The 21,012-nt window shown below is 66.6% G+C and carries 16 protein-coding genes and 2 pseudogenes; 8 read left to right on the top strand and 10 right to left on the bottom strand.

Annotated elements, in window-relative coordinates; translation table 11 throughout:
* Positions 1-3 precede the first annotated feature (3 nt).
* From LL972_RS05425 to LL972_RS05415, 3 genes are read right to left on the bottom strand one after another with little or no spacing between them, the layout of a single operon-like run.
* Entirely contained in the window at positions 4-2,271 is a 2,268-nt protein-coding gene (locus LL972_RS05425) for an ATP-binding protein (RefSeq protein ID WP_228326752.1), read from the bottom strand.
* A gap of 39 nt (positions 2,272-2,310) precedes the next feature.
* Positions 2,311-4,269 (bottom strand): EAL domain-containing protein, encoded by a 1,959-nt coding sequence (locus tag LL972_RS05420; RefSeq protein WP_228326712.1) that lies wholly within the window; start codon positions 4,267-4,269, stop codon positions 2,311-2,313.
* A gap of 38 nt (positions 4,270-4,307) precedes the next feature.
* Entirely contained in the window at positions 4,308-4,934 is a 627-nt protein-coding gene (locus LL972_RS05415) for a DUF4126 domain-containing protein (protein ID WP_228326711.1), read from the bottom strand.
* 142 nt (positions 4,935-5,076) lie between these two features.
* Between LL972_RS05415 and LL972_RS05410 the strand changes: the two genes are divergently transcribed.
* The 6 genes from LL972_RS05410 (at position 5,077) to LL972_RS05385 (ending at position 10,814) form a co-directional block, all read left to right on the top strand.
* On the top strand, positions 5,077-5,814 hold the full coding sequence (locus LL972_RS05410) for a DUF6776 family protein (RefSeq protein WP_323134204.1): 738 nt from the start codon (positions 5,077-5,079) through the stop codon (positions 5,812-5,814).
* A 3-nt stretch (positions 5,815-5,817) separates the two neighbouring features.
* Positions 5,818-6,267: a bactofilin family protein gene (locus tag LL972_RS05405; RefSeq protein ID WP_228326709.1), complete on the top strand. Its 450-nt coding sequence runs from the start codon at positions 5,818-5,820 to the stop codon at positions 6,265-6,267.
* 82 nt (positions 6,268-6,349) lie between these two features.
* Positions 6,350-6,736, top strand: coding sequence for an iron-sulfur cluster insertion protein ErpA (gene erpA / locus LL972_RS05400; RefSeq protein ID WP_024938186.1), 387 nt, complete (start codon positions 6,350-6,352; stop codon positions 6,734-6,736).
* 638 nt (positions 6,737-7,374) lie between these two features.
* Complete coding sequence (locus LL972_RS05395) at positions 7,375-8,637, top strand: lipase family protein (RefSeq protein WP_228326708.1); 1,263 nt, start codon at positions 7,375-7,377, stop codon at positions 8,635-8,637.
* A gap of 313 nt (positions 8,638-8,950) precedes the next feature.
* Positions 8,951-9,841 (top strand): NAD(+) diphosphatase, encoded by an 891-nt coding sequence (gene nudC / locus LL972_RS05390; protein ID WP_228326707.1) that lies wholly within the window; start codon positions 8,951-8,953, stop codon positions 9,839-9,841.
* A 79-nt stretch (positions 9,842-9,920) separates the two neighbouring features.
* Positions 9,921-10,814, top strand: a complete 894-nt coding sequence (locus tag LL972_RS05385) for a cobalamin biosynthesis protein (protein WP_228326706.1) — start codon at positions 9,921-9,923, stop codon at positions 10,812-10,814.
* A 60-nt stretch (positions 10,815-10,874) separates the two neighbouring features.
* Here LL972_RS05385 and LL972_RS05380 read toward each other — a convergent pair whose 3' ends face one another.
* The 3 genes from LL972_RS05380 to LL972_RS05370 form a co-directional block, all read right to left on the bottom strand.
* Complete coding sequence (locus tag LL972_RS05380) at positions 10,875-11,285, bottom strand: DUF2752 domain-containing protein (RefSeq protein WP_228326705.1); 411 nt, start codon at positions 11,283-11,285, stop codon at positions 10,875-10,877.
* On the bottom strand, positions 11,285-11,629 hold the full coding sequence (locus LL972_RS05375) for a CD225/dispanin family protein (protein ID WP_006450995.1): 345 nt from the start codon (positions 11,627-11,629) through the stop codon (positions 11,285-11,287). The genes LL972_RS05380 and LL972_RS05375 overlap by 1 nt, the downstream gene beginning before the upstream one ends.
* Positions 11,630-11,887: 258 nt before the next feature.
* Positions 11,888-13,810: an MFS transporter gene (locus tag LL972_RS05370; RefSeq protein WP_228326704.1), complete on the bottom strand. Its 1,923-nt coding sequence runs from the start codon at positions 13,808-13,810 to the stop codon at positions 11,888-11,890.
* 128 nt (positions 13,811-13,938) lie between these two features.
* Between LL972_RS05370 and LL972_RS05365 the strand changes: the two are divergent.
* Positions 13,939-14,205 (top strand): annotated as a pseudogene (locus tag LL972_RS05365) (MFS transporter); the annotation flags it as partial.
* Positions 14,206-14,357: 152 nt separating this feature from the next.
* Here LL972_RS05365 and LL972_RS05360 read toward each other — a convergent pair.
* The 3 genes and pseudogenes from LL972_RS05360 to LL972_RS05350 form a co-directional block, all read right to left on the bottom strand.
* Positions 14,358-14,948: a hypothetical protein gene (locus LL972_RS05360; RefSeq protein ID WP_228326703.1), complete on the bottom strand. Its 591-nt coding sequence runs from the start codon at positions 14,946-14,948 to the stop codon at positions 14,358-14,360.
* Positions 14,949-15,760: 812 nt separating this feature from the next.
* A pseudogene (locus LL972_RS05355) lies at positions 15,761-16,357 on the bottom strand (MFS transporter); the annotation flags it as partial.
* 67 nt (positions 16,358-16,424) lie between these two features.
* Positions 16,425-17,327 (bottom strand): LysR family transcriptional regulator, encoded by a 903-nt coding sequence (locus tag LL972_RS05350; protein WP_228326702.1) that lies wholly within the window; start codon positions 17,325-17,327, stop codon positions 16,425-16,427.
* A 97-nt stretch (positions 17,328-17,424) separates the two neighbouring features.
* Between LL972_RS05350 and LL972_RS05345 the strand changes: the two genes are divergently transcribed.
* On the top strand, positions 17,425-18,615 hold the full coding sequence (locus tag LL972_RS05345; RefSeq protein ID WP_228326701.1) for an MFS transporter: 1,191 nt from the start codon (positions 17,425-17,427) through the stop codon (positions 18,613-18,615).
* A gap of 126 nt (positions 18,616-18,741) precedes the next feature.
* Here the strand turns inward: LL972_RS05345 and yccS are convergent, their stop codons facing one another.
* Positions 18,742-20,955 carry a YccS family putative transporter gene (yccS, locus tag LL972_RS05340; RefSeq protein ID WP_228326700.1) on the bottom strand — a complete coding sequence of 738 codons (2,214 nt, stop codon included), beginning with the start codon at positions 20,953-20,955 and terminating at the stop codon, positions 18,742-18,744.
* Positions 20,956-21,012: the final 57 nt, after the last annotated feature.

The raw sequence follows: 21,012 nt of genomic DNA, 5'->3' as shown, positions 1-21,012 counted from the left end.
TTCTCAGTTGGCGGCGCGGGCCTTGGTCTGCAGGCGGGCGACCTGGCCAAGCAGTGCCAGGCGGGCGCGTGCGTATTCTGCGATGACCAGCGCCACCATCACCGAAGGGCGTTCGATGGTGCCGGTACGCGCGGCCAGTTCGATCCGGCGTGCGGCATTGGCGAGCGCCTGGGCACCGACATTGGCGCTGGAAGATTTGAGCGTATGCGCCAGATCGCGCAGCCGCATGCTGTCGCGGTCGGTGGCTGCGGTTTCCAGTTGTTCGATGATGCCCGGCGCATCTTCCAGGAACAGCTGCAGGATGGTGATGGTGTCCGCGCCCGCCACCTCGTACAACTCATCGATCACGCTGTTGTCCAGGATCGGCAAGGCGCGCGCCTGTGCGGCGCTGCTGGCGCTTTCGGGGTCGACTGCGACCTGGCTGCCAGTGGTCGAGCCAGCTGGCAGCGGTTGGCGCGGCAGCCAGCGTTGCAGGCAGGCGTCGAGCTGTTCGCGGGCCACCGGTTTGGACAGATAGTCGTCCATGCCGGCAGCCAGGCAGCGTTCGCGGTCGCCGGCCATGGCGTTGGCGGTCATCGCCACGATCGGGACCGGGCGGCCGCCGCTCTCGGTCTCCATCGCGCGCCAGCGGCGGGTGGCGGCATAGCCGTCCAGCACCGGCATCTGGCAATCCATGAAGACCATGTCGTAGCGGGTGGACTCCATGCTGCTCAGCGCGGCTTCGCCATCGGTGGCGGCGTCGGCGTCGAAGCCGAGCACGGCCAGCAGCTTCTGCGCGACCAGCAGGTTCACCGGGTTGTCTTCCACCAGCAGGATGCGCGCTTCGCGCGCATTGGCCAGCGCTGGTGCCATCGGCTCGGGAATCATCGCCGCGGCCAGCGTGGCCGCGTGGGCCGGCTTCGGATCGGGCGGCAGCACCAGCGAACGCAGGGTCTCGTCCGGGCTCTGGCGCGGCACCAGGGTGGCATTGTCGTGCAGCTCGGGAGGCACCGGCTCGTCGCCATACAACCAGATCAGGCGCGCGCCGCTGAGGTCGTCCGGGCGCGCAAGTGCGCGATGCAGGGCGCGCGCGCTGTAGCGCAGCGTGTCGTGGTCGGCGATGACACAGCGGAAGCCTTCGCCGTCGCTGTGGCGACGCACCCGTTCCAGCGCTTCCTGGGTGGTTTCCATCAGCACGTGCGACACGCCCCAGCTGTCGAGCAGGCGCTTGAGGCGTTGCGACAGGCGGGTGTCGGAGCTGATCACCATGACTCGCGCGGCATCGGCGCCGGTGGTCTGTTGCAGGTCGCCGATCACCTTGAGCAGCGGAATCTCGAACCAGAACGTGGCGCCGCGTCCGGGCTCGGACTCCACGCCGATACGGCCGCCCATCAGATCGATGATGCGCTTGCAGATCGCCAGTCCCAGGCCGGTGCCGCCGTACAGGCGCGTGGTGGAGGCATCGGCCTGGGCGAAGGAGCGGAACAGGCGCGCCTGCTGATCCGGGGCGATGCCGATGCCGGTATCGCGCACCTGGAAGCGCAGCAGGTGCTGGGCGCGGGTTTCGCCCAGGCGACGCAGCTGGATATCGACGCTGCCGCGCTCGGTGAACTTGATCGCATTGCCGATCAGGTTGCCCAGCACCTGACGCAGGCGGATCGGGTCGCCGCGCACCAGCAGGCGCACCGACGGCTCGATATCCAGCGCCAGGCGCAGCTGCTTGCCTTCGGCGGTACGCTGCAACAGCTGCACGACGCCGTCGAGCAGCTCGCGCAGGTTGAAGGTGGTGATCTCCAGCTCGAGCTTGTTGGCTTCGAGCTTGGAGTAGTCGAGGATGTCGTCGACGATGCGCAGCAACTGCAGCGAGCTGCCGGTGGCGGTCTGCAGCATGTCGCGCTGGTCCAGGCTGAGCTGGCCGCTGGAAATGAGCTCCAGCATCGGGATGATGCCGTTGAGCGGGGTGCGGATCTCGTGGCTCATGGTGGCCAGGAATTCGCCCTTGGCCAGCGTGGCGGCCTCGGCGGCCTGCTTGGCGCGCAACAGTTCCTGTTCGAGCTCACCGTGGCGCTGTAGCTCCTGCTGCAGCCGCTCACGTGCGACGTCGGCTTCTTCCAGGCGTTGCGACAGGGCGTGCTGCGCGCGCGCGCTGCGATAGGCGGCAACTGCGGCGCATAGACCAAACACCACTGCCAGTGCTGCAGATGCCGCCGTCACCGTGCGCCACGGCCCGCCGATGGCCGACCACTGCAGGCCCGCACCCAGCGCTGCGACCAGCGCGGTCAACACGGCCAGGCTGCTCCAGGCGCGAAGGCCTCCTGCCCGCGCTGTCACTCAGAGCACCGCGTTCGTGAAGTCGAAGTCCAGCTCCTTGCCGACCGTCTGCACCAGGTTGCCCTGGATGAAGTCCACGCCGCTCATCCACATCGCCGCGGCGGCCTGCGGATCCTCGATGCGTTGGCCGATGATCAGCAAGCCACGCTGATGGGCGATATCGATCACGCTGCGCAGTTCATCGCGGACTGCCGCGTTGCCATGGGCATCGGCGAAGCGGTTGGCCATGCGCACGAAGCTCAGCGGCAGCTGGCTCAGCAGCGCGTTGGCTTCGTCGCCGGGCTCGAACTGGCTCAGGCAGAACTGCACGCCGGCCTGCATCAATTTAGCGCAGAACTGCTGCACGGTGACCGCATGGATCAGGGCATCGTCCAGGCGCAGGTCGACAATCAGCGATTGCCCGGCCACGCCACGCTCGACCAGCGCCTTGAGCAGCCAGTCGGCGAAGGCATCGCGTGCCAGCGTGCGCGGCGACTGCGACACGAACAACCGCAGTGGCGGGTGGGCGTGCTGGTACAGATGCAGCAGGCCGAGCGCGTGGTCCATGACCTGCTGGTCGAGATCGGCGATGCGTCCGGCCGCTTCGGCGGCGGGAATCACCTGGCCGGCCGACAGCAGCGTGCCGTCGGCCTGGCGCAGCCGCAGCAGCACCTGGTATTGCGCAGTGTCGCCGCCGGCCACCGCCACGATCGGTTGATACGCCAGTTCCAGCTGGCCTTCGACCAGGCGCAGTTGCTCCTGTTGTTCGGCCTGGCTGGGTGCCAGATAGGCCTGCACGCCGTCGCTGCGCAGGCGCGCCTGCAGCGCGGTGCGCTCGACCGCTTCCAGCGCGCTGCCGGTGTCGTCGAAGCCCAGGCCCAGCGGTGCCACGCCGATGGCGCAGCGCACGTGCACGGATTCTTCCTCGCGCACCGGGAAGGCATGCGCCGACAGCCGTTGGCGGATTTCCAGCGCGTGCTGTTCCAGGCTGGCTTCGGGCATGTCCACGCCCAGCAGCAGGAAGCTGTTGTCGTTCAGGCGCGCCAGCGGATACGGGTGCGCGGCACTGGCCAGGCGATGCCCGGCCTGCGTCATCAGGCGCTCATAGGCGGCATAGCCATACCGCTCACGCAAGCCGAGCGCGCTGGCGATTTCGATGAAGAACAGGCCGCCGGCCTGCTTGCGCGCCAGCGCGTCGGCGAGCAGTTCCATCACATGACTGCGCGTCGGCAGGCCGGTTTCCGGATTGCTGCGCACGCTGATCTGTTCGCCGGCCTGTTGCAGCGCCTGCTGGCGTGCGCGTCGGATGCGGTTGGACACCGCCGCGATCAGGTGACGTGGGCGGATCGGCTTGGTCAGGAAATCGTCGGCGCCGCTGTCGAGTACTTCGAACTGACGCTCCGGATCCGGGTCGCCGGTCAAGAACACGATCGGCAGCAGCTGCTGGCCCGGCTGCTGACGGATCAGGGTGGTCAGGCGGATGCCGTCCAGCTCGGGCATGTGCAGGTCCATCAGGATCAGATCCGGGTGGTAGTCCTGGATCGCCTGCGGCACGCTGGCGGCGGCCATTTCCACCTGCGCATGCATGCCGGCACCATGCAGCACGCTCTGCGCAAACAGCGCCTGCGAGCGGTCATCCTCGACGATCAGCACGCGGTACGGCGCATCGGCAGCCACGTTGTCATCGCCCTCGCGCAGCGTCGAGACACTTGCCGGCGTCGGCGCTGCGGCAGTGGCGCGCGCGCTGCTGCCTGGCGCGACCGCCTGCGCTGGCGCCATCGGCACGATTGGTGCGGGAACGGCAGCGAGCGCTGGCGCCGGAATGATGACTGCACTCACCGGCTCAGCCGCGTTGGATGCCGCTGCGGCCTCGTCGGCCCAGCGGCGCCAATAGTCGGCCGGCGGCGTCTCGGCGCGCAGTGGACGATTGCGCGTGGCGGTGTCGTCACGGGTGAAAGGAACCGGATCTCGGGCGGCCATCGATACTCCCTGCAGTCGCGATGATTATGCGATGAACTTCACGATAGCGGGGAGTGACGTGCAGCCGGCGTGGTGGTGGAACGCATCGGCGCGACCAGCCGGCGCATGCCCCGCCACAGCAGTCGCCAGACCCACCACACCACCAGCGTGGCCAGCACGCTGGAGCCCACCGCAACACTGAGTGCCAGCCACGGGTGCGCCAGTGCGAGCGCCAGTGCGGTGGTGGTGATGGTGTCTTCGGCTAGCGAGGCGACCCAGTTGCTGGCCGGTTCCGGCGAGGTGTTGAGCAAGGCGCGGGTGCCGGCCTTGAGGGTATGGCTGGTCAGCGCCACGCCGGCGCCTGCGGCCAGCACGCCCGTGCTCAGGTCACCGTCCGGCGACAGCGTGGCCGCGGCCAGGAAGGCGCCGGCGGGCACCCGTGCCAGCGTCTGCAGCAGGTCCCAGCCCGAATCCACACCGGGGATCTTGTCGGCGAAGAACTCGGCCACCGCCAGTGCACCGGAGGTGCCCAGCACCCACCACGACTGTGCCGGGTGCAGGGCGGGCGGCAGCTCGATCCAGCCGAGCAGGCCGGCCAGGCCGACACCGAACACGGTGAGATAGACACGGATGCCGGCCAGCCAGGCCAGCAGGATGCCGATCACGAACAGATGGGCTTCGCTCATGGCGTTGTCGATCCTGCAAACAATTGCAGAACTATCGCAGAACTTTGGGATAACCGCCGGTCCAGCGCCAGCACGACGGTCAGTGGCGCTCTGGCACACTACGCCGCCCATGACTGCGCCGGCCCGTCCGGACCCGATGCCCATGCGACCAGCCGCACGCGTTCAGATCGTCAAACGTGACTCCGGCGGTGGCCGTTCCAGCGGCCGCTGGCTGTGGCTGGTGATCGCGCTGGTGTGGCTGGCATCGCTGGGCGGGGCGTGGTGGATGGCCAGCCGCACCGCCGCGCCGCGTCTGGTCCAGGCCGAGGCGGCGCTGCAGCAGGCGCAGCGCAACCAGGCCCAGCAGCGTCGGCAGATCGCGCAGTTGCAGCAGCGCCAGGTCAACCTGGCGATGTCCGACAAGATCAGCCGCGCCGCCAATACCGAGGTGCAGGCCTCGCTGGCCGAGCGCGACGAGCAGATCGCCGCACTGCGCGCGGATGTGGCGTTCTACGAGCGCCTGGTGGGCTCCACCGCGCAGCGCAAGGGGCTCAACGCGCACTCGGTGCAATTCACCGCAGAGGCCGGCGGTACCTGGAACTACAGCGTGGTGCTGACCCAGAACCTCAACCGCGGCGCGATCAGCCAGGGCCAGCTGCGCTTTGCGGTGGAAGGCGTGCGCGCCGGCAAGCTGGTCACGGTGAGCTGGAACGAGCTGCACCAGAAGCCGGACGCGGCCGGGCAGCCGTACTCGTTTCGCTATTTCCAGCAATTGGACGGCAGCGTGATCCTGCCGAAGGATTTCACTCCGCAACGTGTCAAAATCTCCCTGAGCGGCGATGGGGCGCCGGTCAATCAGACATTCGACTGGAAAGTCGCCGGGAATGGCGCGGGGGAGTAGCTGATGTTCGGAAACAAATCCAACCGTGGTGCGCAGACCGTGGTCGACACCTTGATCGGGCCGCAGGTGGTCATCCGCGGCGACCTGATGTTCAGCGGCGGGCTGTATGTGGAAGGCCGCATCCTGGGCAAGGTGATTGCCGAAGACGGCGCCAGCGCCACCTTGACGGTGGCCGAGCAGGGCAGCATCGAGGGCGAGGTGCGCGCGCCGGTGGTGATCATCAATGGCCAGCTGACCGGCGACGTGCATGCTGCCGAGCGGGTCGAACTGGCCGCCAACGCACGGGTGCAGGGCAATGTGCATTACCAGGTGGTGGAGATGAGCGCCGGCGCGCAGCTCACCGGCCGCCTGATCCATGCCACCACCGCCGGCGCGACCGCCGCGTTGCCGGCGCCGGAGGCCGGCCGCGCCGAGCCGGTCAAGGCCTTGCAGGCTGAGACTGCCGACGCCTGAGCGCGTGGCCTGCGGCTGAAGCGGGATGTCGGGTTGGCAAGCAACGCTTGAAGTGGGGCCGCCTGGCCCCCATGCTGACGCCATGAGTACGCTCGTTTCGCTTCCCACCGCCGCCCCGGCCCCGGACTATCAGTCCATCGACCGGCCGCTGAACTTTTCCGTGGCCGCCGCCAGCAAGGTGCGCGAGCTGATCCAGGAAGAAGGCAACGCCGAGCTGGCGTTGCGCGTCTATATCCAGGGTGGCGGCTGTTCCGGCTTTCAGTACGGTTTCGAGTTTGACGAGAACCGCGCCGAGGACGACCTGGCCGTGGCCACCGACGGGGTGACGCTGCTGGTCGACCCGCTGAGCCTGCAATACCTGATGGGCGCGGAAGTGGACTACACCGAAAGCCTGACCGGGGCGCAGTTCGTGATCCGCAATCCGAACGCCAAGACCACCTGTGGGTGCGGCAGCAGCTTCAGCGTCTGAGTCAATGCGGTTCCGGTAGTTGGATGCTTGTGTCTGATGCTGCGGTCGAGCCACGGGCGATCTGCTGCTTGCAGCGTTCTCATGTTTAACGCGGTGTGGTGACTGCGGCAGTGGCGTGAGTGTGGCCACAGAGCCTTACGCTGTAATTCGCTCGCATGCGCTGTGTCTTTTGGATGCGATGTGTGCGTCCCCGACACCGTCAGCCGGGCGAAGTTAAAACGCGATCAATGTGCTCCATGCACTGCGCAGATGATCGCCAAGGGGTTGGTATAGCGCTACGCGCTATCGATGTGCACGTCTAACGCGCTGTAAACATTTCCGTGCTGCGGGTTTCGCCATGCGCGCGCAAGCTTCGTGCGCGCGAGCTGGGCCGCGTGCGGCGACGGCGATACTGCACGCATGCCCAGCGCTGGTGCCAGGACATGCTTGTGAGATTCATGCATCGTGTCTTGTCTTACGTTACGGATGCGGGTGGTCGCCGCTGCGCTGACCGAGCATGCCCCGCGCAACGCCGATTCCACACCATGGCGCAAAAACCGCATCGCCAAGCTTGCGTGCGTGGATCGGACAACCGCTCTCGATCCTTCGTCGCGCCAGTCCCCCGTCCGTTGCATCCATCTACGAGAGAGCGTCTCACCATGTTGCAGATAAGATCCCGATCGATGTTGGGCCTGCTGGCCATGCTTGGTATCGCCAGCGCAGTGCTTGCACCCAGCGCGCAGGCATCGCCCGCACGCGGCAGCTTGCTCAGCAGCAATTTCCTGACCAGCTACACCCGTGATGCGATTGCCGCATTGCTCACCTCCGAGCCGCAGGCCGAACAGCCCAGATGCAACGTGCGCGTGGCCGAGTTCACCTATGCCACCGTCGGTGTCGATGGCGAACCGGCCACGGCGTCGGGCGTGGTGCTGATTCCAGGTGGCGAGCGTTGCGCCGGTCCGTATCCGTTGCTGGGCTGGGGGCGGTCGACAGCGACGATCCGCAACGAGGAACAGGCCAAGGACATCCGTGACGCCAAGGGCGACGACCCGCTGGTGACCCGTCTGGCCAGCCAGGGCTATGTGGTGGTCAGCAGCGATTACCTGGGGCTGGGCAAATCCAGTTACGGTTTCCATCCCTACCTGCATAGCGCATCCGAGGCCAGTGCGACGATCGATGCGCTACGCGCGGCACGCAGCGTGCTGCAGCGATTGAACACGCCGTTATCCGGCAAGGTCATGCTGTCGGGGTATTCGCAAGGCGGCCATACCGCACTGGCAACCCAGCGGGAAATCGAGGCGCATCTGTCCAGGGAATTCCACTTGGTGGCCAGCGCGCCGATCTCCGGGCCTTACGCGCTGGAGCAGACCTTCGTGGACAGCTGGAGCGGGAGCAACGCGGTCGGCGAAAGTAGCTTCGGCATCATCCTGGGCAGCTACGCGATCGTCGCGATGCAGCACACGTATCGCAATCTCTATCTGGCGGCCGGGCAGGTGTTTCAGGATCCGTGGGCGGCCAGGGTCGAGGGGCTGTTCCCCGGCAAGCTGGGCCTGACCGATCTGGTGCTGGGCGATACGCTGCCCGGGATCGATCAGCTCAAGGCGTATTTCCAGCCCGGGTTCTATCGTGACTTCGCCAGCAACCCCAACAATCCGTTCCGCAGGGATCTGGCGCGCAACGACGTGCTGGACTGGGCGCCGCAGACGCCGACGCTGCTATGCGGTTCGTCCAACGACGCGACCATCCCGCTGAAGAATGCGGCGACCGCGATTGCCGGCTTCAAGCGTCGCGGCAGCACCCAGGCAGCGCTGGTGGACATCGGCAGTGGCGATCCCAACGACAACTCGGCCTTCGTGCATCTGACAACCAATGAACCGTGCATCGTCGCAGTACGGCATCAGCTGCTGGACAAGCAGCGCTGAGGCCGGATGGCGGGTCGCTGACCGCGCTGGATGATGGTCGCGTCCGGGGTCAACCTGGACGCGTCACTATCCGATTGACGCCTTGTCGCTGTTGCAGGCGACAAGGCTGAGGGATGCCGGGATTCGACCTGGTTGCCGCAACCCCGTGCCGATCGCGCGTGGCCTGCCGTGGGGCGCAGCGCGCAATGTGACGCAGTCAGCACCGCCCGGCGAGCGCCGGCCCGTGGCAACGTCTGAACGCGCGCCGCCGGCCGGGCCTGCATCCCTGGTGCGCCGGTTGCAGGCGATGCCGATTATCGGCAGGCTTGCGCCGATGTCAGAGTCTTCCTTTTCCACCTCCGGTTTTGCTTTTACCCATGTGCCGCTGGATCGCGGCGATCTGCTGCGTGACGATGCCGATGCGCTGGCGCGTCTGTGGCCGCAAGGCCGCGTGCTGCTGCTCGATCCCAAGGGCACCGCGCTGGCCGATGCCGATGGCCAGCCGCTGCTGATGGACGGTGCCGCGCTTGGCGAAGCGCCGGACGGAGCGATCTTTCTGGGGCTGCGCGATGAGGTCGGCTGGTTCTGCCTGCCGTCCGATGTGCCGGGTGTGGAAGCGCCGCAGCGCATCGACCTGCGCCAGGCCGCCGCGGACTGGCCGGCAGACATCTCCACCGCGTTCGCTTACGCGCGCGCGATGCTGCACTGGCAGTCGCGCACGCGCTTTTGCGGTGTCTGCGGCGGGACGATCGCGTTCCGCCGGGCCGGCTTCATCGCCCAGTGCACGCAATGTCAGACCGAGCATTACCCGCGCGTGGACCCGGCGATCATCGTGGCGGTCAGCGATGGCGCGCGCTTGCTGCTGGGGCGCCAGGCGAGTTGGGCGCCGGGGCGCTACTCGGTGATTGCCGGCTTTGTCGAACCTGGCGAGTCGCTGGAGCAGACCGTGGCGCGCGAGGTGTTCGAGGAAACCCGCGTGCAGGTGCAGGACTGCCGCTACCTGGGCGCGCAACCATGGCCGTTCCCTGGCGCGTTGATGCTGGGCTTCAGCGCGCGCGCTGCGGCAAGCGAAGTGCCGCAGGTCACCGGTGAACTGGAAGACGCGCGCTGGGTCAGCCATGCCGAGGTCACCGCGGCGTTGGCCGGCGACGGCGAGATCGGGCTGCCGCCGCGCATTTCCATTGCACGTGCGCTGATCGAGCATTGGCATCGCGTCCATGGCTGAGCCGGGGCGAGCGGCGCAGCGCAGGCAGATCGGGTGCGCGTGCAGCGGCTCGGCTAGACTCGGCTGAGGAGGCCCACCCATGTTCACCACCCTGGTTGCTGTCGTCGTCGCACTTGCGCTGGGCCATCTGGTGCCCGCCCAGGTGGCGCGGCTGCGGCGTTTCGAATGGTTCGGCCAGTGGCTACGCCGGCTGGACAGCCATGCGGCCGGGCGCGGTGCGTGGCAGGGGCGCTATGGCGTGCTGCTGGCACTGTTGCCTGCCCTGCTGGCAGTAGTGCTGCTGCAATGGCTGCTGGACGATGTGTGGCGCGACTTCTGGGCCTTGCTGTTTGGCGTGGCGGTGCTGGCCTGGACCTGGGGGCCGCGCGATCTGGACCGCGATGTGGAAGCGGTGATCGACGCCGACGAGCCTGCGTTGCGGCGTGAAGCCATCTCGCACCTGCAGGCCGCCGGCGGCAGCGTGCACGAAGATGCGCCGTCGCTGGTGGAAGCGGTGGTGGTCAACGGGCTGCGGCGCTGGTTCGCGGTGCTGTGGTGGTTCCTGCTGCTGGGGCCGTTCGGTGCGGTGCTGTATCGGCTGACGGCGCTGGCGGTGGAAAGCCCGCTGTCGGTACTGTTGCCGCCACGCAACCTGGCCGGCGCGCGCTGGCTGCTGGCCGCGCTGGAATGGCCGGTGGCGCAGTTGATCACGGTGTCGATGGCGCTGGTGGGCAATTTCGACACGGTGTTTCGCGCCTGGCGCCAGGCGCATGGCAACCGCTGGTCGCTGGAGCCGCATTTTCTCGGTGCGGTGGCGCGTGCCAGCGTCAGCGCCGAGCTGCGCGAGGAAGCGCACAACTATACCGATGCGGGGCTGGTGCCGATCTGGCGCCGCCTGCCGGAAGTGCGCGATGCGATGAGCCTGGTCTGGCGCGTGCTGCTGCTGTGGATGGTGGTACTGGCGTTGCTGGTGATTGCAGGCTGGGTGCGGTAGGCCCGATGTAGGCGCGCCGCCGCGAGTTGCAATATCACCGCATCAATCGGCGGTTTGCGGCTAACCCGGGGCCAGCAGGGTGAAGGGATACCACGGCAAATTCCGTGCAATCCAGTACAGCGGCAACGCCCACAACCAGAACTTCGGCTCGGACATGACGGCCACCACGGGTGCGAACCAGCGCGCGCGCCAGCCGGCTTTCCAGGCGATCAGGCCGGGCAGGGTGCACAGGCCGAGCACGGCGGCCGGGTTCATGGCGAAGGCGCCGGGGAGATCGAAGTGCACCAGTGCATACAGCGCGCGGGTCATGCCGCAACCGGGGCAATAGCAGCCGGTCACGGCACGGAACACGCAGGGCGGGAACGGGCTGTTGCTCGCGTTCGGATCGAAGCGATACAGCAACGATACGCCGAAGGCGGCCACGCTGGTGGCCGCCCCGAGTCCAAGCCAGTGGCGTGGACGCAATTCCATTACTGCATGTGCTGCAACTGCTGCATGTAGTCCATGTAGCCCTGCATGCCGCCGGTGGCGACCATGCCGATGTTGATCAGCAGGCCGATCACGGCCAGCACGCTGGTCACGATGCACCAGGTCTTGGCGGTGTTGGAGGCACGCCGTGCGCCGTCGATGTCGCCCTGGTTGAGCAGGCCGTTGACCTTGCTGGAGAACACGATCGCCACGATGCCGCTGATCAGGGCCGGGCAGCACAGGCAGAAACCGAGCACAGTGGAGACGATCGCCCAGATCAGGTGATTGGGGACCGGGCCGGGTGCGGCGCTGGACGAGGGATGGATCGGCGGTGGGATGGCACTCATGGTGAAGCTCCTTGGGTGGTAAACAACAGCAAGTGGTAAACAACAGCGAGATGTTGCAGCGCGTGGGGAAGGCAGCGATGGGCCGCGCAGGCAGCGTCCACCGGTCATGGCGAACGCGTCTGACACGGTGATGTGGCGTACGGCGACTTCCCCCGGTCCTTCTTGTCGCGCCCGCTAGGCGAGCGCGGCGGCAATACGTGCAATGGCGCACAGGCTACTCGCGGCACGCGGCGGACGCAAAGCCCGCGCCTGCCGCGCCTACGGCTGATCCTGGCGCAGTGCACGAACCTGCTGTTCGAGCAACGCGGCGGTCGCGGCGTTGCCGGGAACCGCTGCCGCGGCGGCCACTTCGATGTGCGCGCGCATCCGGCGCGGCACGCGCATGCGGCCCAGGCGAGTGTCGCGGCGGCTCCACATGCTCGACCACATGCCACGCAGCGCCATCGGAATCACCTGCACCTGGCGGCGTTGCAGGATCTTTTCCACGCCCGACTTGAACGGCGCGATCTCGCCATCCTTGGTCAATGCGCCCTCGGGGAAGATGCACACCAGCTCGCCGTCGGCCAGCGCCGCGTCGATGCGGTCGAAGGCTTGCTGCATCAGCGCGGGATCTTCGCGCGCGCCGGCGATCGGGATCGCCTTGGCGGTGCGGAAGATCCAGCGCATCACCGGGATGCGGAAGATCTTGTAGTACATGACAAAGCGCACCGGGCGCGGGATCACCGCCGACAGGATCAGCGCGTCCATGTAGCTGACGTGGTTGCAGACCAGCAGCGCGGCGCCTTCGTCAGGAACATGGCGGTCGATGTCGTGCGCGCGCAGCCGGTACAACACGCTCACCAGCACCCAGCTGAGAAAGCGCATCAGGAACTCGGGCACCAGGGTGAATATCCACAGTGCCACCAGCGTATTGGCCAGCGCCAACGCCAGGAACACCTGCGGAATGCTCAGGCCGGGCAGCGGAATGCGCACGCCGAACAGCACCAGCTGCGGCAACTGCAGCGCGATGCCGATGATGGCGGCGGTGACGATGAACAGCGAGTTCTGGATGTTGAGCCCGGCGATCACGCGCGAGAGTTCGGCCTTGGGCGTGCGGCTCTGGATCAGCGCAAACAACGGCACCACGAACAGACCGGTGAACAGGCCGATGCCGACCAGGTCCACGATCAGGCGCACGCTGCCGGCCTGCTGCACGAACTGGCCGATCGACAGATCGGTGGCCGGTGCATCACCGGGACGCGCGAAGTACAGGTCCAGCAGGAAGGCGCTGATGCCGAACGCGCCCAGCGGCACCAGGCCGATTTCCACGGTGCGCCCGGACAGCCGCTCGCACAGCAGCGAGCCGACACCGGTGCCGATCGAAAACAGCGCCAGCGCGAACACGTACAGATCCTGCTGCCCGCCAAGATTGACCTGCGCGTAGGTGGGCAACTGCGCGGTCAGCACGGTGCCGACGAACCAGAACCACGACACCCCGAGCACGGCGTTGCGCACCGCCGGCGTGCGCCGGGTCAGGCGCATGATGGCGCGCGATTCGGGGATGGGGTTCCAGTTGATCTTCAGCTCGGGCGCGCCGGCATCGACCTTGGGCACCAGTCGCGCGACCAGGTTGCCGGTGACGGCAATCGCGATCACCGCGGTGGCTGCGGCGACCGGCCCGTGGCTGCCGGCGATCTGGAAGATCAGCCCGCCGAAGATCATGCCGCACAGGATGGAGATCGAGGTGCCCATCTCGACCAGGCCGTTGCCGCCGGTGAGTTCCTCGGGCTTGAGCACCGAAGGCAGGATGGAATACTTCACCGGCCCGAACAGCGTGGACTGCAGGCCGGTGCAGAACAGCGCGACCAGCAGGATCACCATGTTCTCGGTGACAAACCCCACCGCCGCCAGCGACATGATCGCAATCTCTATCGTGGTGGTGATCACGATGAGTTTCTGCTTTTCCAGCTTCTCGGCAATCTGCCCGGCCAGCGCGGAGAACAGGAAGTACGGCAGGATGAACAGTGCCGGCGCCAGATTGGTGTACAGCGTGCGCTGCGCCGCATCGATGCCCAGGTAGAACAACAGGCCGATGATGGCCTGCCGATAGACGTTGTCGTTGAACGCGCCCAACGCCTGCACGGCGAAGAACGGCAAGAAGCGGCGCTGCCTGAGCAGGGCGAACTGACTGTGACCGGACATGCAGTTTCCTTTGCGAACGCGCGCAGCCTAGCAGGCTTCCACGGTGGGTTGGTGGATGCTGCTAGGCGCGCTTGGAACATGCCGCGTCACTGCCCACACTGCGGGTCTCTCCCAACCATACTCCTGTCATGGCCGTCCAATCGGCTGCGCATCCACCATTGCCGCGCCGGCTGGTGCTGCAGATGGGGGCGGCCAAAGGACTGGCGGCGGCGAGCAAACATTGCGCGCCGCCGTTGCCGGAGACGTTGGCGCAGGCACTCGGGACCCAGGTGCGCAGTGACGGGGAAATGGTAACTGCCGCGCAGCTGGCCTACGCGGCGGGGCTGCTGTTGCTGGTGCCGCCGGGCGACCGGTTGGAGCGGCCCGGGCTGATTGTCGGACTGTTTATGCAGTCCGGAGGTTTCTAACGAACTGGCTCTTTTCCGCATGAATCCCAACAAATCCTCTTACATGGCCTTGCTCGTCTGCTCTGGCGGGGGCGCCGGTATCGTCATCGATACCGGCGCCCCGTGATCCAGCGGAGGGAAGACTGGATCCTCTCGATAGTTCAGTGCTCCGGCGGCACGACAGGAGGCCGGGGCAGTGAGTCCAGCTGGGTTGCTGCTGCCAGAACGGATTCCACTGCGGACTGGTGCGCGGAAGTATCGGTATCCATTCCGTAAGTTTCCTGAATCATCCGTGATGCGATTTTCCGTCGTTGCTCTTCAGGACAACGGGACAATACCTCGCGTACTCGGCTAGCGAATTCGGGTGAGATAACTTGTGGTTCTCCATATTTTATCCATGACGTGGGTTCCTTCTGCTTCTCCCTCAGATTCGCGGCAGTGGACTGGCTCCTGTCCGGATGCAGTAACGGAATCCAGTGCTCAAGGCTTTCTTTCAAGGACTCAGCGCCGCCCTTGTCCATTGACCAAGGATTTTTCTGAATCGTCGCTCCGCTCCATGCGCTGTCTTTCAACCGAACAGCTGGACCGTTGGCCCAGGCATCCATGACCACGGTCGAACTAGGGTCGCGACCTCCTCGCCGTAGTTCGTTCCAAGCGTGCCCTGCTTGGACCGTGATCTCATGACCTTCGTTGGTCACCTGCTTCATTGGCACGTAAGCGCCAACGGTCTCACTCAACTCGTCGGCAGCCATGTGTGGAGCGTGGACGATGGCGCAGAGGGGAGCGGACTGATCGCAGAGCGCCGCTCCCATCACTACAGCCGTTGCAACGTTAACGGCTTCGTCGGGTGCCATCCTTGCGACCGACGATCCGATCCCGTTGTGGCTGTGCGAGGGAATGTCGTCCGCCTTCACATTTCCCCGGCCATGCTTGAGCAGCAGGCGGACGTCGTGAACGGTTTGCCCGGCTGCCGCGAATCTTGTCGGACTCGTGACCTCGTCACCTACGACATACGCCCCCATATGGTAGGCGGCCTGTTGAATCTGATGTTGCTCCAGAGCCGCATCTCCGCCTGTCCGCAACCTCTCGGGTCGCGTACCCAAGGCGACCCTCAGCGCTGACACCTGCGGCGATTGCGGTAGCGAGTTGCTTTCAACGACGGGCGCAGTGGATGCTCGCGAAGACCCTTCGCTATCATATGAGGAATGCGTGCCATATGAGGGGCTTGCATTCAATGTGGGGGATTTGGATGCGCAAAGTCCCATTATCTGTTCACCTGTAGTCGAGTGATTGATCGCCGCATGACGGTATGCGTAGGAAAGTTGCCTGACCGCCGGGGCGGAATACTTGGATTGGAAAAATTAAAGTGTGGGAGGTATTCGCTCGCCTGATGGGTGCAATGCAGTCACGTTGAGCTGCTCCAATATCTTTCGGCTGCGCACGTGCGCGGTGCACTGCAATTGCGAGCATTTTGCCGAGGAAGCGAAGCCACGCAGCAGCCACCGGGGCTTGAGGGTCGACAGGGACTCACGCGGAATGCAGCCATTTGTTTTCGTAGCACATTCTTGGGAACCAGGCGTGCCACCAGGTTGCCGGTGACGGCGATGACGATCACCGCAGTGGCCGCAGCAATCGGACCGTGGCTGCCGGCGATCTGGACGATCAACCCGCCGAAGATCATGCCGCACAGGATCGAGATCGAGGTGCCCATCTCGACCAGGCCGTTGCCGCCGGTGAGTTCCTCGGGCTTGAGCACCGAAGGCAGGATCGAATATTTCACCGGCCCGAACAGCGTGGACTGCAGGCCGGTGCAGAACAGCGCAATCAGCAGGATCACCATGTTCTCGGTGATGAAGCCCACCGCCGCCAGCGACATGATCGCGATTTCCATCGTGGTGGTGATCACGATGAGCTTGTGCTTCTCCAGCTTCTCGGCGATCTGCCCGGCCAGCGCGGAGAACAGGAAGTACGGCAGGATGAACAGTGCCGGCGCCAGATTGGTGTACAGCGTGCGCTGCGCCGCATCGATGCCCAGGTAGAACAACAGGCCGATGATGGCCTGCCGATAGACGTTGTCGTTGAATGCGCCCAACGCCTGCACGGCGAAGAACGGCAAGAAGCGGCGCTGCCTGAGCAGGGCGAACTGACTGTGACCGGACATGCAGTTTCCTTTGCGAACGCGCGCAGCCTAGCAGGCTTCCCCGGTGGGCTGGTGCATGCCGCTACGCTCAGCGCGGCGCGCGTGCCGATGACGCGCGCCGCGCAGCCTGGACGCGCAGCAGCGCCACGAAGGCGCGTGCGGCCGGGGTGGGATCGGGCCGCCACACCGCATAGGTCAGAAAGCCGAAGCGCTCCTTCAGCGCAACCGTCACCACCCCGCGCATGGCCGTGGCCATGGTCTGCGGCACGATGCCCACGCCCAGGTCGGCGGCGACCAGTTCGCGCATTAGATCGGCATGGGTGACCTCGTACTGCTGGCGCTGCCGCAGGCCGGCCTGCGCGAAGGCCGCATCGACGATGCCGCGCACGCCGGCGCCGGCGATCAGCCCGGCCATCGGTTCGTCGTCCAGCTCGGCCAGCGCCACCCGCTTGCGCGTGGCAAAGCGATGGCCGGGCGCCACGATCAAGGACAGGGCTTCCTCGTGCAGCAGCAGCCGCTGTTCCGGCACCGCGACCTGCGGCCCGACGCCGACCAGGGCCACATCCAGCCTGCCTTCGCTCAGGTCGTGCAGCAGGGCCTCGCTCATGGCGGTGCGCAGGTGCACGTCCACCCGCGCATGCGCGCTACGAAACGCGCGCAGCAGTGTCGGCAGTTGCACGGTGGTGAGCGAGGAGATCTGCCCCAGCGTGAGCCGGCCGCGCACCGTGCCCAGGGCCTGGGCCATTTCCTCGTGCAGGCGCTCGGCCGCGCGCAAGGTTGCGCGGGCGTTGTGCAGGAATACCTCGCCGGCGGCGGTGGGCCGCACTCGACGGGTGCCGCGCTCGAACAGGCGCGCACCGAGGGTTTCCTCGATCTTGGCGACCTGGTGGCTGAGCGCCGATTGCACGGTGTTGCACCGGCGCGCGGCGGCGGTGAAGCCGCCTTCCTCGGCCACGGCCACGGCGAACTCCAGTTGGCGCAGGGTCAGCATGCGATCTCAAAACGCGATGGACACGGTGAAAACAATACATTGGAAAGATGCCGCGTCGCTGCCCACACTGCGCCCATTCCTACAGCAGGCACCTGCCATGACCGTCGAACCGATTGCCCCCCCGCCATTGCCGCGCCGGCTGGTGCTGCTGATGGCCGCCGCCACCGGGCTGGCGGTGGCGAGCAACTATTACGCGCAGCCCTTGCTGGAGACGTTGGCGCAGGCGTTCGGGATCCAAGTGCGCAGTGCCGGCGCGGTGGTGACCGCTGCGCAACTGGCATACGCCGCCGGCTTGCTGTTGCTGGTGCCGCTGGGCGACCGGCTGGAGCGGCGCGGGCTGATCGTCGGCCTGTTCGTGCTCAGTGCGCTGGGCCTGCTGGTGAGCGCCGCCTCGCACAGCTTCGGCATGTTGCTGGCCGGCACGATCGTCACCGGTGCCAGTTCGGTGGCGGCGCAGATCCTGGTGCCGTTCGCCGCGACCCTGGCGGCCCCGCACGAGCGCGGGCGGGTGATCGGCACGGTGATGAGCGGCCTGTTGCTGGGCATCCTGCTGGCGCGCACCGCGGCCGGGGTGCTGGCCGGCGTCGGTGGCTGGCATACGGTGTACTGGATCGCCTCCGGCCTGTTGCTGGTCACCGCCTGGCTGCTGTGGCGCGGGCTGCCGCGGCACCCGGGCAATGCGCAGCTGTCGTATCTGCAGCTGGTGGGCTCGGTGCTGACGCTGCTGCGCGACGATGCGGTGCTGCGCTCGCGCGCGGTGCTGGGCGGGCTGATCTTTGCCGGCTTCAGCATGTTCTGGACCACGCTGGCGTTCCTGTTGTCCGGGCCTGGGTATGGCTATGGCACGGCGGTGATCGGGCTGTTCGGCCTGATCGGTGCGGCCGGCGCGCTGGCGGCCAACCGTTCCGGCCACTGGTCCGATCACGGCCATGGCGACCGCGTCAGCTGGGGCGGGCTGGTGATGCTGCTGCTGTCATGGGGATTGCTGGCGTTTGCACCGCAGTCGCTCGCGCTGCTGATCGTCGGCGTGCTGCTGCTGGATATCGCGGTGCAAGGCGTGCATATCGCCAACCAGAGCGTGATCTACCAGCGCAATCCGAACGCACGCAATCGCATCACCTCGGCCTACATCACCTGCTATTTCATCGGTGGTGCGGTGGGTTCCACACTGGGCACGGCCGCGTATGCGCAGGCCGGCTGGAACGGTGTGGTGATCGGTGGGGCGGTGCTGGCGGTGGCAGCGTTGGGCTGGGTGGGGCTGAGCGTGGCGCGGAAGCAGTGGAAGTAGGCGCGGCGGACGGAACGACACCGTAGCCACCGGTTCGCTATGGCGTGTGCCCGCACCGTAGGTTTCGGCACCGCTGGTCTGCGTAGATGCGGCAGTGGCTGCGCGTCGCGCACCGACGACGACGCACTAGGCCTTGCTGGTCGCCAGGCGTGGTGCGCCCTCTGCCGGCGCGGTGGTGACCGCCAGGGCGGCGGCACGCAGTTTGGGCAACAGCCGCAGGGTCAACGCCAACTGGTCGCGCACCAGGCGCTGCTTGGGCGGCAATTGCACGGCGTGCTGTTCCAGTGCTTCGGCAGTGGTGATTTCCTGGCTTTCGTCGTGCACCGGCAGCGGCTGGCGTTCGCGCAAGGCGGTGGCGATTTCGCCCAGCGCGCGCTGCAGGTAGTCGCCGGCCTGCGCAATGGCGGGATCGTGTTCGCCATCGAGCGCGGCGCGATGCGCACCGAGCGCGGACAGATAGCCGAGCAAGGTGTTGGACAGCGCCAGGAAGCGGAAGCCCGCATCCAGGTTGCGCCGATAGCGGCCCGGTTCGCGCAGCATGTTGGACAAGGCCACCGACAATGCGGCATCGGCGTTGTGCATGTCGCGCCGGGCGATGCGGTAGGGCAGGTCGTCGCGCATGCCGCTGGCGTATTGCTCCAGCACCTGGGCCAGGTAGCGCGCGCAGCTGGCCAGCACCGTGGCCATCACCTGGTTGAGGCGGCGGCCCTGCCAGTCCGGCAGGATCAGGAACGAAGCGGCCGCGGCGATTGCGCAACCGATCAGCGTGTCGATCAGGCGTGGCCAGATCAGCACGAAACCATCGCCAAGCAGGTTGAAGCAGAACAGCGCCATCACGGTGATGCCGGCGGTGGCCAGCATGTAGCGATCGGTACGGGTGATGAAGAAGATCAGCGCAGCGGCCAGCGCCAGCAGCAGCTGCACTTCGGTGCCTGGGAACAGCTGCATCAGTGCCCAGGTGGCGACCAGGCCGATCAGGGTGCCGGCGATGCGCTGCACCAGCCGCAGGCGGGTGGCGCCGTAATTGGGCCGACACACGAAGGCAGTGGTGAGCAGGATCCAGTAGCCGTTGTCGGCATGGATGGACTGCATGATGGCGTAGCCGACCACCAACGCGATGGCCATGCGCAGGCCGTGGCGGAACAGCACCGAGCCGGGCGTGAGTTGCTGCAGCAGACGCGCGCCCATTTCGCGCAAGGTGTGCGGCGATGAGTCGCGCAGGCGGGTGTCGAGGTTATCGCTGGTTGAATCGGATTGCGCCGCTTCCGACAGCTTGCGCTCGATGCTCTGCAGGTTGGTCACCAGCAATTCCAGCGCGCCGAGCAGACGCGCCAGTGCGGGGTCGGCACGCGCGTGCAGATAGTCCAGCGATTGGCGCAGGTCTTCGGTGGCCAGGCGGCTGTTGTCGCCGTAATCGAACGGATGGCGCAGGCGGATCGCCTCGCCCAAGGCGGCGCAGGCCTTGCCTTGCAGCGCGAGCAGGCGCTGGCAGCGGTACAGCACATCGCTGTGGAAGAACGCGTCGGTCAGCGCTTCGTAGGGATAGTGCGAGGAGCTGGCGCGCTCGTGGAATTCTTGCGCCATGTAGTACAGCCGGAAATACAGGCCCGATTGCACGCCCGGCCGCCCCGAGCGGCCAAAGCGGCTCATGATCGCGGTCTTGGCGGCGTTGAGCGCGCCGACCACCTTGGCGTTCTGCTCGGCCAGCGCCAGCCGGCGTGCATGCAGGTCGCTCTGCCGCACCGGTTCGAACAGGTCGGCCTTGAGCTTGAGATAACGCCCCAGCTCGAAGAACAGCCGCGACAGCCGCTCGCGCACCGGGCGGTTGGCAAACAGCAGGGTCCACAGGATCGACAGCACGCCGTACCAGGTGGCGCCGATCAGCAGCAGTGCGGCGCCATGCCAGGCGATCAACGGATCGTGGCTGCCGTGCTGGTCCATGCCGATCATGGCGTAGATCGACAAGGCCACGGTGGCCTGCGCGATCGAGGCGTAGCGCTCGCCCAGTGCGCCGAGCAGGGTCAGCGAAAACGTCGCCACCGCCATGCCGGTCACGAACGCCAGCGGATACGGAAACAGCAGCACCACCGACGCCGCAGCGGCGGCGAAACACAGCAGCGACAGCAGCACCGACTTGATGCGGCCCAGCCAGTTGTCGTCGGTCTCGGCGATGGCGCTGGCGATCGCGCCCAGGAACAGCGCCGGCACCGCGGTGAGCTGCTGCCAGTGCCAGCACACCCCCATCGCCACCGCCAGCGCGATGAACACGCGCAGGCCATAGCTGGCTTTTTCATGGGCCCACAGGCGGCTCAGGCGGGTTTCGAAGGAGGGAGTGGCCACAGTCTCTGCAAGGCAAGGTGCCCGGGCATTATTGCCGCAGGCACGCGCCATTGGGGT

The sequence above is a fragment of the Xanthomonas campestris pv. asclepiadis genome, assembly GCF_020784175.1.
GTDB lineage: Bacteria > Pseudomonadota > Gammaproteobacteria > Xanthomonadales > Xanthomonadaceae > Xanthomonas > Xanthomonas campestris_D.
The sequence above is the reverse complement of the archived record's forward strand: the minus strand, read 5'-3'. Positions and strand labels throughout refer to the sequence as shown.

Coding starts and splice junctions, on each gene's coding strand:
- LL972_RS05420 (WP_228326712.1), bottom strand. CDS start 4,269: ATGGCCGCCCGAGATCCGGTTCCTTTCACCCGTGACGACACCGCCACG.
- LL972_RS05385 (WP_228326706.1), top strand. CDS start 9,921: ATGTTCACCACCCTGGTTGCTGTCGTCGTCGCACTTGCGCTGGGCCAT.
- LL972_RS05415 (WP_228326711.1), bottom strand. CDS start 4,934: ATGAGCGAAGCCCATCTGTTCGTGATCGGCATCCTGCTGGCCTGGCTG.
- nudC (WP_228326707.1), top strand. CDS start 8,951: ATGTCAGAGTCTTCCTTTTCCACCTCCGGTTTTGCTTTTACCCATGTG.
- LL972_RS05345 (WP_228326701.1), top strand. CDS start 17,425: ATGACCGTCGAACCGATTGCCCCCCCGCCATTGCCGCGCCGGCTGGTG.
- LL972_RS05375 (WP_006450995.1), bottom strand. CDS start 11,629: ATGAGTGCCATCCCACCGCCGATCCATCCCTCGTCCAGCGCCGCACCC.
- LL972_RS05350 (WP_228326702.1), bottom strand. CDS start 17,327: ATGCTGACCCTGCGCCAACTGGAGTTCGCCGTGGCCGTGGCCGAGGAA.
- LL972_RS05360 (WP_228326703.1), bottom strand. CDS start 14,948: ATGGCTGCCGACGAGTTGAGTGAGACCGTTGGCGCTTACGTGCCAATG.
- LL972_RS05370 (WP_228326704.1), bottom strand. CDS start 13,810: ATGTCCGGTCACAGTCAGTTCGCCCTGCTCAGGCAGCGCCGCTTCTTG.
- erpA (WP_024938186.1), top strand. CDS start 6,350: ATGAGTACGCTCGTTTCGCTTCCCACCGCCGCCCCGGCCCCGGACTAT.
- LL972_RS05410 (WP_323134204.1), top strand. CDS start 5,077: ATGCGACCAGCCGCACGCGTTCAGATCGTCAAACGTGACTCCGGCGGT.
- LL972_RS05395 (WP_228326708.1), top strand. CDS start 7,375: ATGTTGCAGATAAGATCCCGATCGATGTTGGGCCTGCTGGCCATGCTT.
- LL972_RS05380 (WP_228326705.1), bottom strand. CDS start 11,285: ATGGAATTGCGTCCACGCCACTGGCTTGGACTCGGGGCGGCCACCAGC.
- LL972_RS05405 (WP_228326709.1), top strand. CDS start 5,818: ATGTTCGGAAACAAATCCAACCGTGGTGCGCAGACCGTGGTCGACACC.